At 40.3% G+C, this 15964-nt stretch carries 15 protein-coding genes and 1 riboswitch; of the genes, 8 read left to right on the top strand and 7 right to left on the bottom strand.

Going from position 1 to position 15964, the window contains the following annotated elements; all coding sequences use genetic code 11:
- Position 1: 1 nt before the first annotated feature.
- Entirely contained in the window at positions 2-1441 is a 1440-nt protein-coding gene (gene bglA / locus NST73_RS18860) for a 6-phospho-beta-glucosidase BglA (RefSeq protein ID WP_024718493.1), read from the top strand.
- Between the two features lie 51 nt (positions 1442-1492).
- Here the strand turns inward: bglA and NST73_RS18855 are convergent, their stop codons facing one another.
- Positions 1493-1654: a hypothetical protein gene (locus tag NST73_RS18855; protein WP_008347425.1), complete on the bottom strand. Its 162-nt coding sequence runs from the start codon at positions 1652-1654 to the stop codon at positions 1493-1495.
- Between the two features lie 160 nt (positions 1655-1814).
- Here NST73_RS18855 and NST73_RS18850 point away from each other — a divergent pair, with 160 nt between their 5' ends.
- The 5 genes from NST73_RS18850 (at position 1815) to NST73_RS18830 (ending at position 8058) form a co-directional block, all read left to right on the top strand.
- Positions 1815-3050 (top strand): TerD family protein, encoded by a 1236-nt coding sequence (locus NST73_RS18850; RefSeq protein ID WP_217967659.1) that lies wholly within the window; start codon positions 1815-1817, stop codon positions 3048-3050.
- A gap of 201 nt (positions 3051-3251) precedes the next feature.
- The gene (locus tag NST73_RS18845; protein ID WP_342499564.1) at positions 3252-4847 is read left to right on the top strand and encodes a T7SS effector LXG polymorphic toxin; all 1596 of its coding nucleotides are present in this window, start codon (positions 3252-3254) and stop codon (positions 4845-4847) included.
- Between the two features lie 12 nt (positions 4848-4859).
- Positions 4860-5399 carry a DUF2247 family protein gene (locus tag NST73_RS18840; protein ID WP_041508048.1) on the top strand — a complete coding sequence of 180 codons (540 nt, stop codon included), beginning with the start codon at positions 4860-4862 and terminating at the stop codon, positions 5397-5399.
- 20 nt (positions 5400-5419) lie between these two features.
- Complete coding sequence (locus NST73_RS18835) at positions 5420-6085, top strand: hypothetical protein (RefSeq protein ID WP_326242315.1); 666 nt, start codon at positions 5420-5422, stop codon at positions 6083-6085.
- 779 nt (positions 6086-6864) lie between these two features.
- Complete coding sequence (locus NST73_RS18830) at positions 6865-8058, top strand: MFS transporter (protein WP_024720468.1); 1194 nt, start codon at positions 6865-6867, stop codon at positions 8056-8058.
- Positions 8059-8105: 47 nt separating this feature from the next.
- Here NST73_RS18830 and NST73_RS18825 read toward each other — a convergent pair whose 3' ends face one another.
- The 3 genes from NST73_RS18825 to NST73_RS18815 form a co-directional block, all read right to left on the bottom strand.
- Positions 8106-9008, bottom strand: a complete 903-nt coding sequence (locus NST73_RS18825) for a shikimate 5-dehydrogenase (RefSeq protein ID WP_008344408.1) — start codon at positions 9006-9008, stop codon at positions 8106-8108.
- Positions 9009-9026: 18 nt separating this feature from the next.
- The gene (locus NST73_RS18820; protein ID WP_024720467.1) at positions 9027-10208 is read right to left on the bottom strand and encodes an MFS transporter; all 1182 of its coding nucleotides are present in this window, start codon (positions 10206-10208) and stop codon (positions 9027-9029) included.
- 648 nt (positions 10209-10856) lie between these two features.
- Positions 10857-11873 (bottom strand): LacI family DNA-binding transcriptional regulator, encoded by a 1017-nt coding sequence (locus tag NST73_RS18815; RefSeq protein WP_024720466.1) that lies wholly within the window; start codon positions 11871-11873, stop codon positions 10857-10859.
- 276 nt (positions 11874-12149) lie between these two features.
- Positions 12150-12229: riboswitch (glycine riboswitch) on the top strand.
- 162 nt (positions 12230-12391) lie between these two features.
- Between NST73_RS18815 and NST73_RS18810 the strand changes: the two genes are divergently transcribed.
- The gene (locus NST73_RS18810) at positions 12392-13738 is read left to right on the top strand and encodes an amino acid permease (RefSeq protein WP_024720465.1); all 1347 of its coding nucleotides are present in this window, start codon (positions 12392-12394) and stop codon (positions 13736-13738) included.
- Positions 13739-13785: 47 nt separating this feature from the next.
- On the opposite strand, the gene NST73_RS18805 is transcribed toward NST73_RS18810, so the two are convergent.
- Both NST73_RS18805 and NST73_RS18800 read right to left on the bottom strand, forming a co-directional pair.
- A complete protein-coding gene (locus NST73_RS18805; protein WP_144678997.1) occupies positions 13786-14466 on the bottom strand; it encodes a DUF3169 family protein in 681 nt (226 codons plus the stop codon).
- The gene (locus NST73_RS18800) at positions 14463-14669 is read right to left on the bottom strand and encodes a helix-turn-helix transcriptional regulator (RefSeq protein WP_025208285.1); all 207 of its coding nucleotides are present in this window, start codon (positions 14667-14669) and stop codon (positions 14463-14465) included. The genes NST73_RS18805 and NST73_RS18800 overlap by 4 nt, the downstream gene beginning before the upstream one ends.
- 170 nt (positions 14670-14839) lie before the next feature.
- Here NST73_RS18800 and NST73_RS18795 point away from each other — a divergent pair, with 170 nt between their 5' ends.
- Positions 14840-15463 carry a CoA pyrophosphatase gene (locus NST73_RS18795; protein ID WP_045033635.1) on the top strand — a complete coding sequence of 208 codons (624 nt, stop codon included), beginning with the start codon at positions 14840-14842 and terminating at the stop codon, positions 15461-15463.
- Between the two features lie 10 nt (positions 15464-15473).
- Here NST73_RS18795 and NST73_RS18790 read toward each other — a convergent pair whose 3' ends face one another.
- Positions 15474-15962, bottom strand: coding sequence for a DUF4188 domain-containing protein (locus NST73_RS18790; RefSeq protein WP_008347392.1), 489 nt, complete (start codon positions 15960-15962; stop codon positions 15474-15476).
- Positions 15963-15964: the final 2 nt, after the last annotated feature.

Below are 15964 nucleotides of genomic sequence, written 5' to 3'. Positions count from 1 at the left end.
GATAATGACTTTACCAAAAGATTTCTTATGGGGTGGGGCATTAGCCGCTCATCAATTCGAAGGTGGATGGAATGCAGCTGGCAAAGGGCCGAGTGTTGTAGATGTGATGACAGCAGGTGCTCATGGTGTACCAAGACAGATCACGGAAACGATAGAAGAAGGAACTTTTTATCCAAACCATGAAGCCATTGATTTCTACCATCGTTACAAAGAAGATATCGCCATGTTTGCTGAAATGGGATTAAAATGCTTGCGAACATCGATCGGCTGGAGCCGAATTTTCCCTAAAGGGGATGAAGAAGAGCCGAATGAAGCAGGCTTACAGTTTTATGATGATGTGTTTGATGAGCTGATTAAACATGGAATCGAGCCTGTCATTACGTTGTCTCACTTTGAAATGCCCCTTCATTTGGCAAGAGAATACGGCGGATTCCGAAGCAGAAAAGTCGCTGAATATTTCGCAAAATTTGCGGAAGTATGCTTCAATCGTTACAAGGATAAGGTCACGTACTGGATGACATTTAATGAAATCAATAACAAAATGGACGTCAACAACCCGTTGTTCCTTTGGACAAATTCAGGGGTATCTGTCAAAGAAGGCGAAAATGCCAAAGAAGTCATGTATCAAGCGGGCCATCATGAATTGCTTGCAAGTGCATGGGCAGTGGCAAAAGGAAAAGAGATCAATCCGTCCTTTCAAATTGGAGCGATGGTGTCCCACGTGCCAATTTATCCATATTCCTCAAACCCAGAGGATGTCATGCTGGCAGAAGAATATATGAGACAGCGCTATTTCTTCCCAGATGTCCAGGTGCGTGGCTACTATCCAAGCTACGCGTTAAAAGAATTTGAACGCGAAGGCTATCACATTCCATTTGAAGAAGGCGATGAAGAAAGTTTAAGAAAAGGAAAAGTAGATTACCTTGGCTTTAGCTACTACATGTCTACAACGGTCAAAAGCGATGCAGTATCTGATCACAACGGAGACATTGTCAATGGAGCACTGCCACATGGTGTAGAAAATCCGTATATCAAATCAAGTGACTGGGGCTGGTCCATTGATCCGACAGGCTTAAGATATACATTGAATCGTTTTTACGATCGCTATCAAATCCCGCTATTCATTGTGGAAAATGGCTTTGGTGCCATTGATCAAGTGGAAGAAGACGGCTCTATTCATGACCCAGAGCGAATTCAATATCTCGCTTCTCATATTCAAGCACTGAAAAAAGCGGTTGAATATGACGGTGTGGACCTCATCGGCTACACACCTTGGGGCATCATTGATATCGTGTCATTCACAACCGGTGAAATGAAAAAACGCTACGGCATGATTTATGTTGACCGCGATAACGAAGGTAATGGTTCAATGAATCGTCTTAAAAAAGATTCGTTTACTTGGTATCAAAACGTCATCGCAACGAATGGTGAAGAAGTGTAATAAAGAAATGACTGGCCCGGATGAGCGTGGGATTCGCTTGTTCGGGTTTTTTTATTTCCTATGCTTCAATGTAGCCTGAATACAAAGAAAAAAGAGAGTGATCACAATAAAATAATTCATTGGATTGTGGAAGACATTGATACTAAATGCTAATTGAAGAAGAATCCAAAAACCGAATATCACTGTAACAGCTGGGATGATTTTTTTATACACATTGATTCTCCTTTCGAGAGTAGTTTGTTTTTAGGTGGCATTGTCTCATATCATTGCAGAGATGAAAAGAGAGAAAGATATTAATAGGTTCTATTGCACTATTTGGTATAATTGGTCTATAAAAACGATAAATGGTAGATAAAGAATAGGAGTTGTTGAAATGAATCAAACTCTGCAAATGGGTGCCAATACCGTACTAAACTCTCCAAAGGGACAATTATCCATCAGTTATGAAGTGTCATCTGCAATTGATATTTCTTTAACGGCGTTTCTCTTAACAGATTCAAATCTAGTTCAAGGAGATAATGGCATTATTTTTTACAATCAGCCGGAGAGTACTACGGGTGTCGCGACACTTTTACCAGCAGAGATATCAGATCAGTTGAAAAGACATCAATTGAATTTTGATATGAGCAAAGTGCCTGTCGGAATCACAAAGATTGCTATTACACTAACAGAGGATCGAGGAATCGGCTTTTCTCATGTGAAGAATCTGCAAGCAGAAATTCGAACAGGTGATGAGGTGCTATACCTAACACCAGTAAGCTTTACAAATGAAAAGGGCATTGTCGTAGTAGAGCTATACATAAGAAATAGTGAAACGAAAGCACGATCCATCTGGCGTGGCTTCGATTCTGGATTGGAAGGGCTATGCAAGCTTTATGGGGTGGAGGTTGAACCTGATGAACAGGATGTTTCTACACCTCCTGAAATGGTTTCTGAAAAACAAATTAATGAGCCTGCTCCAATGAACACAGCGGCTAAAGAGAAAGTCGCTGCACCTATTAGCTTAGAGAAAGTTCAAGGTAAAATTAGTCTAGACAAAGGTCATAAACCGATCATCATTGAAAAAACACCAGAGATTACGGCTACAGTATCTTGGGAGTCTGGAACCGATTATGATATTTACGCATTGGTCTATACGAAGTCAGGAAAACAAATAGATGTGGCCATGTTTGGCGCAAAAGGTGTTCCCGCTCTCAAAAGTTACGGTAACGGGGCTGTTGAGCATATGGGAGATGTCGGTAGAGATCGTGAATCAATGAAAACAGAAGTCATTAAACTAAGGTTAAATGATGATATCCTTGCGGTGGTACCCGTTGTTTACTCTGCTCAATCAAATGGAACAGGTTCTTTCTATAGATATAGAGTGTCTATGAGTATCGATAATCATCAAGGAACGTCTGTCACGATTCACGCGAAACATGCAAATGACAATGATCGAATTTATTCTTGTGTTCCAGGTATTCTTCAAAACACAAATGATGGCGTGATCATCCGTCCACTAGAGCTTTACAGTAAACCAAACTCTGAGCGTAGACCGAAGTTAAAAATGAAATATTCAAATGAGATCGATGTTTTGATGGATAAAGGACCAATCAATGATTATAAGTAACGTGAACATGTGGCCAGACAGAGTATAATGAACTGTCTGGCCTTTTCTATATCTCTACAATGGATAAACTCGTTTATCCATTGTAGAGGGTAAATTGAATAGAGAGTCCATTCCATTTTTTATGTCATTTAGCCTATTTTTCCGTTATGGAGGTCACGGTAAAATAGACTTTATGATCAATAATGGAGGGAGTGGCTTAATCTGGGCAAGATACTTGATGCAAAAGCACTAACAAGTGCCATGGATACAAGGGCAAAACACTATCAGGAACTCCGCGAACAAATGATAGATTTAAAAAAGGCACTTCAAGGTGTTGCCAACCTCGGTGACGACTTCACTGGAAAAGGTGCCGATAACATTAAAAGCTTCTACAAAGAACTCGCCGGAAATGTGGACATGTTTATCAGCTTCATCGATAAGCAAAAGGCCTTTCATGAAGGTGTTTCTGGGACGCTTGATGATACAAATTTTGGCGGCGACACCTTTGTAGAAGAACACTTTTTAGACAACGCTGTACATATGGGAATCAAGAATGCCAAAAGCATCGTGAAGGATCAAAAAAAGGCACTCAAAACGATTTTTCAAGATATTGATGACCTCATTTCTCTGGAGGTATTTGATAGTAAAACCTTTGACGAAAAGATTTCAGATGCGGAAGATGAACGGAAGAAAACGGTTAAAGATTTAATAGAACTTGATCAAAATCTAAAAGATGAATATGCTTTGTCAGAGACTGAGGAGAAGGCTACAATGGCATTGTACGCAGAAATGATCAATGCAACAAATGACGGAAAGTCCATTTCGCCTATGAATTTTGACAAGAAAGCGTATCAAAATAGCGAAATCTACAAGGCAAAAAGCGATATTGAGAAGCAAACTTCTGAATATCTAAAAATCAAAAAAGATCAAGAAGAAGCTCGCAAGATCGCAAAGGAACAAGAAGCGCTAGCCAACCGTCCGTGGTATGAAAAAGCTCTTGATTACGGAGGAAATATCGTCAATGAACTGACAGGCGTGAACGATGCAAAACGTGCCGCAACAGGTGTCGATCCGATCACAGGTGAAGAACTCACCGCAGGCCAACGAGTCGCCGCAGGCGGCATGGCAGCAGCAGGCTACATCCCGATTGTCGGCTGGGCAGGACGCATTTTTAAAGGTGGGAAAGCCGTTTATAAAACGACTCAAGCCACGTCGGCGGCAGTCAGAGCAGTCGACATTTACAAGACATCACAGAAGTCTTTCGATGCGTTGAAAACATCACAAAAAGGCTTATATGGCCTCACCGCAACAAACGGCTTCAGCGAAGCGATTACGGGTCGAGACATGTTTGGAAATAAGATCTCAAAAGAACAGCAGGAAGAGAGTATGAATGCGGCTCTGGGGATGCTTTTGCCGTTTGGGGCGAAAGGATTTCATGGGAAGATGGGGATTAAAGGAGATAAAATTGAACATCCGGTAATAGATAGTAAAAGGGTCGGGAGTGCGTTGAAAAAGCCAGATGGTCAACATGGTTTCAATGATATAATTGACAATTACACACCATTGGCTAAAGAGTTTGATTTGGTCGGTGGTGATAAAACAAAGGTTAAGCTGTATCAAATAGAGGGTGGTATGAAATACTATAGCTATAAGGATGTTTATAATAAAGATTTGCGAATAATTGAAAGAGTGTTTTCGGTTAAAGATCAAAATGGTATTTTTGAGTGGATTGTCGATCCAAATAAGGGAGTTACTCATAGAAGGTTTATTCCAGAAGGTGAAATTACAGGATTGCCTAATCAAAATCCTAAGAGATAGGAATGAAGAGAAATGAAATTTTCTATAGAGGTCTTAAAAACATATAATATTCACTATGATTGGAAAACTATATATGTAGGAATTAGGCTAGATTTGATCTCATACAAAGAAATAAGCAAGTATGCAGTGGAATACTTATCTAATCATACTGAATGTGAAAATTCTTTAATCCTAGAATTAGCTTGGGGTGCTGGCGATCCAGATGAGGATTATAGAAAACTCCAAATGATATTAGTAGAATTATACAATGATTTGGTAGAAGAAGAATCTAGCCAATGGGACATTGAAAAAAGGAAATGGAGATATGGTATAACGTCTCACTTAAAAGAAAAAAATAAGAAGTCACCTGAAGAGTTATTGGATGAATTGTGTGAAGTATACGCTGATTTTGGTTACCCTGAGGATATGGAACCATTTATTCATTATATGCCTCCTTCAGATGGTTATAATCCGTTACTATATTCAAAAGAAGAGAATATAAATAGATTAGTATCTTTTTTTGATGAGTTTTTACAAAAAGAAAAAGCAGTTGTCCAATTCGAGCAATTTTAATTACTGATTAAAGGTGACTAATGAAAATAAAACTTGAATTCGAACAAGGTGTGACAAACTACTATAAGTGGTTAGATCAGAAAATAAATGAATGTAAACAGTTAAGTGTATATAGTATAAACGGATATCACTTTTTAAATGATGGTGGAATAGAGGCTTTTCAAAGTTATTGTCAAAATGAATTAATCGAAATTTTTAGCGGGCAATTAACTAATTACCATTTTTATATCTTTCTAAGTAAGAAAGTAAATGATGTACATTCGCGAATAGAGAGATTCCGAAAAGTATGGAAATCAATTGATTCGGAAATAAATACTTCAGGTTTTGAAAAGGGGCCAGAATTACTTTTAGATGAACAAGAAAATCAATTTTATGTCAGTATGGCCAAAGTACCTCAATCTGATTTAGATAAGGCATTGCGAATAATGGATCAGTATCAATCTAGTTTCATGATTGCCAGTAGAAGAGATTCTATGCTCACAGAGGAACCTATAAAAGATTTGTTTTTCACAGGATTGGATCAGAATAGTCATGAAGTAGATTATCAAGCGCTTTTTTTGAAGTATGGTTTGAATGGTGAAATTATCTTTAGATGGGGATCTGTTCTAAATGAGGCCGAATTGGCAATGATTTTAAATCAAGATCATACCCAGAAAATACAGGAGCGAATACAAAGCCATTCATAGTATCTCTAAAAGAGAATAATCCGTAATATTTTAAACAATCCCCACATTTGGGACTTGCCCTCCCGTTTTGTGAGACTGGGAGCAAAACACCGTATGAAACAGCCAGTTGTCGAAACTCTTTCGGTGACTGGTTGTTTCATTTCCCCCTTTTTTAGAGATCAAAGAAAATCATTTGTTTTGTCAGAAGGTATTAACTTTCCTGCAATCAAGAGAACATAAAAGTCAAATACATGGAGACAACTAACTAGAGCATATAGAAAAGCCTACACAACTGTTAACGGAAATGGCCTTAAGGGTGATAGCGACTCCTAAACAAGGGAGATTGCTGTTTTTCTGAGATCATGAAATTGAATCGCTCTTGATGAATGTAGATGAAGTGTTTCATCATTTAACGAGACTTCTTGAGCACATCAAATTCTCAAGTGGATACGGTGATTTCATTTTAATAGCAGAGGATTTTCATTTTGGATGATGCATAGAGCGTAAAGAATATTTTTATGAGTTTAGTCTTTGGGGGATGTGAGTTTAGAGGGATTTTTTCTATCACCATTTCCCTCAAATTTAAGCAATTCACTATCATTACCTTTCACATTCATATAAAATAAGAGCTAGTGAAAATTTGAAGAGATGCTTGATAAATGAAGGGCATGTAAGCTGTATGAAATGATGAGTTGTTTCAAGTACGTGAAGGTTGCAAAGCTGTTTCTCCTCACGCATGAATCTTGTAAGCGTAACCATTATTTGTCACTTCATTGCAATGTGTTGAGGGGTGTGTCAGCATGAGGAATCCGTATTTGAGAACGGCTTCTAGTCTTTATATCAATTATTTTTTATTAGGTATGGTCAATATTATTTTGGCTTCTAATATGCCATTTTTGATCAAACAATTAGATACAAATAGTGCGGGGATAAGTTATATGATATCTGCACTCGGTATTGGCAGGGTGCTCACGTATGGTCTATCGGGCGTACTGTCAGATCGTTTTGGACGAAAGCCGGTCATTTTGGTTTCCGGGGTGCTGATGGCGGTGTTCCTCATCGGAATCCCATTGTCTCCGAATTATCAAATCGCGTTTGCGTTTGCGATTTTGGCAGGGGTGGCGAATTCGGCGATGGATGCAGGGACGTATCCGGCTTTAATGGAAGCTTTTCCTCAAAACTCGGGATCTGCAAATGTGATGGTGAAGGCGTTTATTTCGATTGGGGCGACCATTCTGCCGCTCGCTATTTTCTTTTTAGCAGAGCATGATCTGTTTTATGGATTTGCGTTTTTTGTACCTGCTTTTATCTATTTAGTGAATGTGATGATGCTGTGGACATTGCCATTTCCAAATCATCGCAAGGTGGAGCAAGTTCAGGTGACGGAGCATGATGGACTTCCGCGCTTCTCATCAGAGCCTACGTTTTGGAGAGAAGGGGTCGCACTGATTGTGATCAGTTTTACATCAAATGGTCTGTACGCCTTGCCGCAAATTTGGCTGCCTACGTACGGTGAGGAAATATTGGGAATGGCTTCTGGCAGTGCTGTGAAGCTGCTTAGTTACTATAGCATGGGCGGTTTGCTGTCTGTCTTATTACTCGCATTTCTTTTGCGCCGCATTGTTCGTCCGGTCACCGTGCTGCTACTCTATCCGATTATTACATTAGCCTCTATCTGTGTGCTATTGGTCGTGAAGTCTCCAGTCATCGGGACCGTCAATGCATTTGTATTGGGCTTTTCAACAGCGGGTGTCTTTCAGCTGACGTTAACCGTAATGGCTGAGTTCTTCTGGAAAAACAAAGGGACGATGACAGGAATTATCTCAACAGCAGGCGGAGTGTCCGCCATTGTGATTCCAGTCGTCACTGGTTTGATCGAAACCCACTCGACCATTTTGCAAATCTTTATATTTGATGCGGGTGTGGCTGTTGTGGCGATCATCGGCGCGGTGTATATCCTTTATCGATATCGCCGTGTGATGATACACGAATAAAAAAAGACGACTTCCAAAGCGGAGGTCGTCTTTTTTCTGTGTTTCGTTTAGAAACGGTCATTTTCAAACAGAATTTGTTTCACTTGTTCAACAGGCATATCCTCGCCAGTAAAGAGTTTGTACGCAAGGGCACCTTGCCATAGCATCATGCCAAGACCGTTAATCGTTTTGGCACCAGCTTCTTGTGCTTGAGCAAGAAGTTTTGTTTTTTGCGGGTTGTAGACGACATCTGTCACGATTAAGTCTTTGCGTAATACATCAAGGGTATCGTCAATAATGCTGAGCTCATCTAATGGTTTCATGCCAAGGCTTGTCCCGTTTGCTAAGATCGCACTTTCAGCTACTTCACGACGGAAAGCGTCTTTGTCTTCAAGTGGGAAGATATTCGCTTTGACACCGAATGATTTCATTTCGTTGTTGATGTAATTTACATTTTCCTCTGCTTGAACAAAGTATTGATCATTACGAGCAAAAATACTAATTTCACGAATACCTGATTGTGCAAGCTGAATGGCGATCGGTGTTGCAGCGCCGCCAGATCCAACGAGTGTAACCTTTTGTCCAGCTAATTCAACGCCGTGTTCAATTAAGTTTCTTACGTAACCAAGACCATCTGTGTTGTAACCAACCAGCTTGCCATCTTTGTTCACAACTGTGTTGCTTGCGCGAGTATATTTTGCAGAATCATCTAGTTCATCTAAGTAATCGAGTACTTTCATTTTGTTCGGCATGGATACGTTAAATCCAGCTGCACCCATTGCTTTCATCCCGTTTACTGCTGCTTCTAGTTCATCATTTCCTACCTCAAAAGCAAGGTAAGCATAGTTGATTCCTGTTAGTGTATAGCCAAGGTTGTGCATCCGTGGTGACAGGCTGTGCCCGATTGGTGTTGCAAGAAGACCGACTAATTTTGTTTTTCCATCAATATTACGTTCGTGTATGTTTGTCATGATTGACATCTCCTTTAATTATCTAAACAATTTTTTCATGCGTCGTAAAACAAAGACTGCTAACAATACGCTGATGACCGCAATGATCATATCGAAAAATAAAGTCATTTTAATATCGTACGTGCTGACGAGTCCGCTTGTAATCAGCGGAACAAGGATAAACGCTGAGCTTGCCGCAATGTTGACATATGATGAAGCCGTTGCTTTGTTTGTAGGGAATAATTTCATCATAATACTCATCGCCAACTGGAAAATGCCGGCTGTAAATAATCCTAAGAAAAAGGTACTAACAATGACAATGCCGTACGTTTCGATTTGAAATAGTGAAAGCATGGCAAGGAATGCCCCGATTGGGTAAATAATGGCGACCATAATCGGTGAAATGAATTTATCTAATACGATTGAAAGCAATAGAACAGATACGAGTGCACCAATACTAAAATAAGAAAGAAGCTGTGTCGCTTGTCCTGAGCCAAGCCCAATCAATTTCAACCCGAGCTGTGGAAGCCAAGTTTGCCATACGACAAATAATGCAGTAGACGTGAATCCCATAAGTACAACAGCTAAACCTTCACCAAACATTTTCGGTTCTTCCTTCATTTGCTCTTGAACGGGAAGATCGTTTTGAGAAGCCGTTTGCTTATGATTTGGGAACGGCATAAAGATCAAGTAAATGCCTACAAGTAAATAAAGAAGTCCTAGACCAAAGAATGCCCAGCCCCAGAAGATGTCATGTGCAATAAGGAATGCCAAGATAAATGGAAGAACAGTCGCACCAATTGATACAGACGCCTTCACTAATACAGAAGCTGAACTTGCTTTTTTAGGAAATGATTCTGTCAAAGCAGGATATGTTCCTGAATCAAGTAATGAGTTCGCAATCCCTGCGGAAATGGCAAAAATGAAAGCCAATGTATAATTGGTCGTTATTGGAATTCCAATTAAGAATAATAAGTAGAGAAAGTTACCTGTAATAATGACAGGTTTTCGCCCCCAGCTGTCTGCCAGCCGGCCAGAGAAAAAGAGAGCAATTAATTTACCGATCCCGATTGCTGATACAAGCAAGCTGATTTTTGGAATATCTACATGGTAGCGTTCAGATAAGCTTTCCATGTTTGATGCCACAATAATATTGATCATGCCTAGCATGAAATAGTTTAAGTACATGCCAAGTGATGATTTAATGTATGGATTTTTCATGTTCCCACTCCTATATTTGAAACCCTGTTCGGGCCAAATTCTTGTTACCCTTTGTTATTTCCTTAAACGTAAATAATATTAAGTCCATCACAACACCCCTTGTGTGATTGATGAAAAAATAATGAATATTCATCTGTTCTTCAAATAAGTACATCGTTCTACTAAATAATTAAAAATAATAACAGTTATCATAAGTTGATGGACTTCCTCGATTTGATCAGAATCAAAAGATCCATCTTTAACTGTAGTTGATATCATAAATAACGATATGTTTACAAAAGGTATAACGATATACTAAAAGAAGCAACGAGATAAATATACTCCTGTGTATAAAATGTGTCAAGTTTATGACTTTGCGATTTAAAAAAAGAAAAATGTAATAAAGAAATAGTTGACTTGCTCAATAAAAAAAGGAGAATCGCTTTGCAATTCTCCTTTCAGCGTGTAGACAAACCCTCGCATTCTTTGTCAGTCCTGTGCGCTGGTACTCACGAATGTCAAATTCGCTCCGTGCCAGTGCTCGTCCTTCCTAGACTGCAAAGGTTTTCTATCACGCTGAAAAGAAGACAAAGGGCTAAAATAAAGTTCATTTTAGCCCTTTGTCAACAATCTGAAAGGAGAATCGCTTTGCAATTCTCCTTTTCATGATCATGTCGAGGTTTCTCGAATATGAAGTTGAGGCTTTAATATCAATCGCTGCAGTTCTTCATCCTGCTCGTTCATTTTATGATATAAGAGGTTGGCTGCTTTGACTCCAATGGATCGTGGAAATGATGAGACTGTGGTGAGCGGCGGGTGATACATCTCCGCTTCAGGGATGTTATCGAACCCAACTACATCAATGTCTTCACCAGGCTTGATGTCACGCGCTGCCAATTCTTGAATGACCCCAAACGCCACTAAATCACTGAAGCAAAAAATAGCAGTAGGTGGTTCGGGAAGGTCAATCACTTGGGCAAGGGCTTCTTTCCCGCCTTCACGGGTAGGCACCATATCGATAATAAGAGATTCATCCATCGTCAGGTCCTCATCATCATGGGCTCTTTTGAACCCTTTCATCCGTTCAATCCAAGTCGAGGAGGATTTGATTCCACCTAAGAAGGCGATGCGGCGATGCCCTTTTTGAAGAAGATGACGGACCGCCATCCAAGTGCCTTGTTCATAATCAACGCCGACATAATCACAATGGACATCTGCTAATTCACGGTTTGCCAATACTTTTGGTGTGCGAATGTTGTTTAATTGTTTCACCGTTCGTGTCGAACTTTTCGATGCTGGATTTAAGATGATTCCACCCACTCGGTGCTCTACCATTGTGGAGATGAGACGCTCCTGCTTATCTACACTATCAAAGGTTGTCCCAAGTAAAACGGTATAGCCAAGTGACTCAAGGGTGGTTTGCACACCGATTAAAAATTCAGAAATGAAGGTGTTTGAAATATCCGTGACGATCACACCTACAATATTTGAACTTTTCGACCGCATGTTGGCAGCGACGCGATCGTACACGTATCCCAAATCCTCCATGGATTGCAGCACTTTTTTCCGTGTGGCTTCAGAGATCCTAGGGTTGTTGCGAACAACGAGTGAGGCCGTTGAAGTCGATACACCGGCATGCCGAGCGACTTCTTGTAATGTCACACGCTGTTTGTTCATTTTTTTCATTTGTCTTCACCAACTTCATTGGATTGCCTAACTATGGTTCATCATCAAGGTGGATGTCTCCACCAAACGAGCCGAACATTCTTTGTTTCATTATACCTTAATCAAGGGGTGTTGATGAAGTGATGTCATATCAGCTTCAGATAAGGAGGAAACAACATCTTAAAAGATTACCATTGACAGCTTTCTTTTAGAGGCGTAAAATATAAAATTATTCAGAAATAGCAACATTTAAAGTAAATATCGAAGGCTATGATTGCTGTGGGTCACACTATGGCAGGAGCAGCTTCTGGAGAGACCGCATGTATGTGCGGCGCCGAAGGGTTCACAATCTCAGGCAAAAGGACAGAAGAGTACGAAATATTGTATTTGTGATGCATGGATCATACTGTGTATTGCTTTTCTCTATTTTGCTATTCTTTTATGACCGTGAGATTGGAGCGCATCCAATCTCTTTTTTTATGGACTTTTTGAGAGTTCATTATTTCAGTATAGGATCGTGTCGTAGGAGGGTGTTGAAATTGGCACAACAAGAGTTAAAGCGAGATTTATCAAACCGTCATGTTCAATTAATTGCCATTGGCGGAACGATTGGAACTGGGCTGTTTTTAGGGTCTGGAAAGGCCATTCAATTGGCTGGACCATCGATCATTTTTGCGTACTTAATTGTCGGAATGGCCATCTTTTTTGTCATGAGGGCACTTGGAGAATTGCTCTTATCTAAGGCGGGCTATCAGTCTTTAACGGATATAGCAGAGGATTATCTTGGACCATGGGCTTCCTTTGTGACAGGATGGACGTATTGGTTTTGCTGGATTATGACAGCGATGGCGGATGTTATTGCGGTCGGGGTGTATGTGCAGTACTGGTTTGATATTCCGCAGTGGATTCCTGCTATTATTTGTTTATTGATTTTGCTAGGATTTAATTTATTAACGGTGAAGCTTTTTGGAGAAATGGAATTTTGGTTTGCACTGATTAAAGTGATTACGATATTACTGTTGATTGGCGTTGGAATTGTCCTGTTAATCATTGGTTTCCAAACAGATGCAGGGCCCGTGACGGTAACGAATCTGTGGTCACACGGAGGATTCTTTCCAAATGGTGTGACAGGCTTCTTATTGTCATTCCAGATGGTGATTTTTGCGTATGTGGGCGTGGAACTTGTCGGTGTGTCAGCAGCAGAAACAGCGAATCCGCAAAAAAACATCCCGTCTGCGATTAATAAAATTCCATTAAGAATTCTATTTTTCTATGTAGGTGCGATTTTTGTATTACTATGCATCAACCCATGGACAGAACTCAGTGCATCAGAAAGTCCTTTTGTGAAAACCTTTGGGCTCATTGGGATACCAGTAGCGGCGGGGCTCATCAACTTTGTCGTCCTGACATCTGCGGCTTCTGCTTGTAATAGCGGCATGTTCTCAACGAGCCGAATTTTGTATAATCTCAGTCATCAAAAACAAGGACCAGCATCCTTTGGCCGTCTAAATAAACATGCTGTTCCAAGTAATGCCCTGTTTGTGTCGACAATTGTGGTGTCAGTAGGGGCTCTTTTAAGCAAGCTAATTCCTGAACAAGCCTTCGGTATTGTGACTACGATTAGTGCCATTTGTTTCATTTGGGTATGGAGTATTATTTTAATATGTCATTTGAAATATAAGAAGACACGTCCTGAACTGCATAAGGCGTCTACCTTTAAAGCGCCATTTACACCTTTTGTGAATATAGCGGTTCTTGTGCTCTTTGCTGCCATTCTTGTCATCATGCTTTTCGCTGATGCTACACGTCCAGCCCTGTTATTGACACCCGTATGGTTTGGGTTCCTATTTTTGATTTATGCACGACAGAAACGACGTTCAGCATAATGAACGAAAAAAGCACAGCCTTTTTAAAGGGCTGTGCTTTTGCTTATTTAACGATTTCGAATCTTCAACATATAGTATGCATTAAGAATGATCAGAACAAGTCCAATGACGATGATGGAGAAGAGCTGAGAGTGATTGGCGCCAAGAGAATAGACAATCAAAATAAACATGGCACCGGTCAATAAAATATTCATCATTTGAAAAGTGTGAAAAAGCCCATCGAGCATCACATGCTTTTCGCCTTCATCAGAAATGGCGAGCAGTTTTTTGCCATAATCTTTATCGGATGGACTAGGTAGATGACGATTAGGATAGACGAGCTTTAGGACAGAGATCGATGCATAAGAAAGAATGACGGTGATCAAAAATAAGGCAGCATTTGCGAGAATCAGCCAGAGTGGTTGCTCGGTTACGATGGAAATACCAATTGCAATAATCGATAAAATGGTACTCACCGTATTAGCTAACGTTACATCAGTAAAGGTTCGGTACTGTTTTACCTCGAGTTCATCCTCCTCATCACCAGATACTGAAAGAGAGACTCTTTTCTTCATGCGCGAAATGCCTGAAAAACAATAAATGATGAATAGAACTGTCAAGCCAGTGATGACAAGAGTCGCTTCAAATGCAGCTTGCAGAAGTGTCAGCTCAAATTCGGCTGCCAGTAAACAGTAAGCACCGAGAAAACCAAGGAGAGCACCTAAGAGCATTTTGTATACAGTTTTCATGTGAGTTCATCCTCCTCGAATAGAAAAATTTGTTCAATGGGTTCTTGAAAAATACGTGAAAGCCTCATAGCAAGTAAGAGAGACGGCATTAATTCATCTCGTTCCATTAAGCTGATCGTCTGGCGGGAAACCTTTGCCCGTTTCGCAAGCTCCGTTTGGTTTAAACCATCACGTGCCCGCAGCTCTTTTAGCCGATTTTTCATTCTGTCACCTCAACTCTGATCAAAATGTTATCTTGATTGTAAAGTATTATATTCATTTTGACAAGTATAGTTGTCAAAATGATAAAAATAATTGTCAGAAAGATCGCCTTTATTCAAAAGGAAATCAATGATACGCTAAAGAAAAGAGAAACGGAAAATAGGTGATGCCCATGTTCATTGATCAATTAAAAAGTGACTTACATCAATCACAGCCGCTATTTATCGGAGAAGAGACAGCGTTCAAAGCGGCAGTCCTTGTCCCTTTGGTGCAAGTAAACGGGGAATGGCATGTTTTATTTGAAGTGCGATCACTGACGATGAGAAAACAGCCTGGCGATATTAGCTTCCCAGGAGGCAAACTCGACGGCGGCGAAACCGCACAAGAAGCCGCACTGCGGGAAACATATGAAGAACTAGGGATTCCGCCCGAATCCGTCAAGGTGTTAGGACAGCTCAGTCCTTATATTGCCTCTCCATCCTTTGTGGTATATCCATTTGTCGGAATCATTGATGAACAGCAGGTCAAACATTCCTTTAATCAAGAAGAAGTAGAGGAGACCTTTACTGTGCCTCTATCATGGCTCATCCAATACGAACCATACTTACACCATGTATCGGTGCAGCCAACACCAGGAGAGGACTTTCCTTATGAAAAAATCATGAATGGTGAAAAATACAGCTGGGGGAGTCGTTCGATTGAGGAGTGGTTTTATGATTACGATCGTTACACCATTTGGGGATTAACTGCCCGTATATTAAAACATTTTGTGATGGTTGCAAAAAGAAATTCCTAGAGAATCAGCTCTAGGAATTTGTTGTAGAAAGGCGTTCTTTTGCGGTTTCTTTTCCTTTCCCTTTTCCAATTAGGATGGGTGCTTTAGCTTGGCTCAATCCATATGAAGGCATGTTCACGTAGATAGATTCATATGAGCCGGCTTGAATTTGATACGTTTCATGATAAATTCCGACCGCGTCATTATTTCGTGCTCTTTGGTTAAATCCTTTCCAAGCAGCCAAATGCTTCTCCATCTTGGCGTAGGCAAGGAGATCCTCTGTTGATTTCCAATATTGGATCATGGTGGTGGTGCGTAAACCGAAGTAATTTTCTGTCCCGAGAAAACCAAGTTCTTCTTGATGTGTATAAAGTTCTTTGATCATCCCCGGCATCGCCTTAAATACTGGCAGCCATTGATGGACAGCCCAGCGTTTATTGATTCTCATTCCGATAATGAACACAACAATCGGTTCAGAATTGTCTGTTGTATACCTGCCAGCACGTATATTTTTTTTCACTT

The sequence above is a fragment of the Bacillus sp. FSL W7-1034 genome, assembly GCF_038593365.1.
GTDB lineage: Bacteria > Bacillota > Bacilli > Bacillales > Bacillaceae > Bacillus > Bacillus altitudinis.
This window is presented reverse-complemented; position numbering and strand designations above follow the sequence as displayed.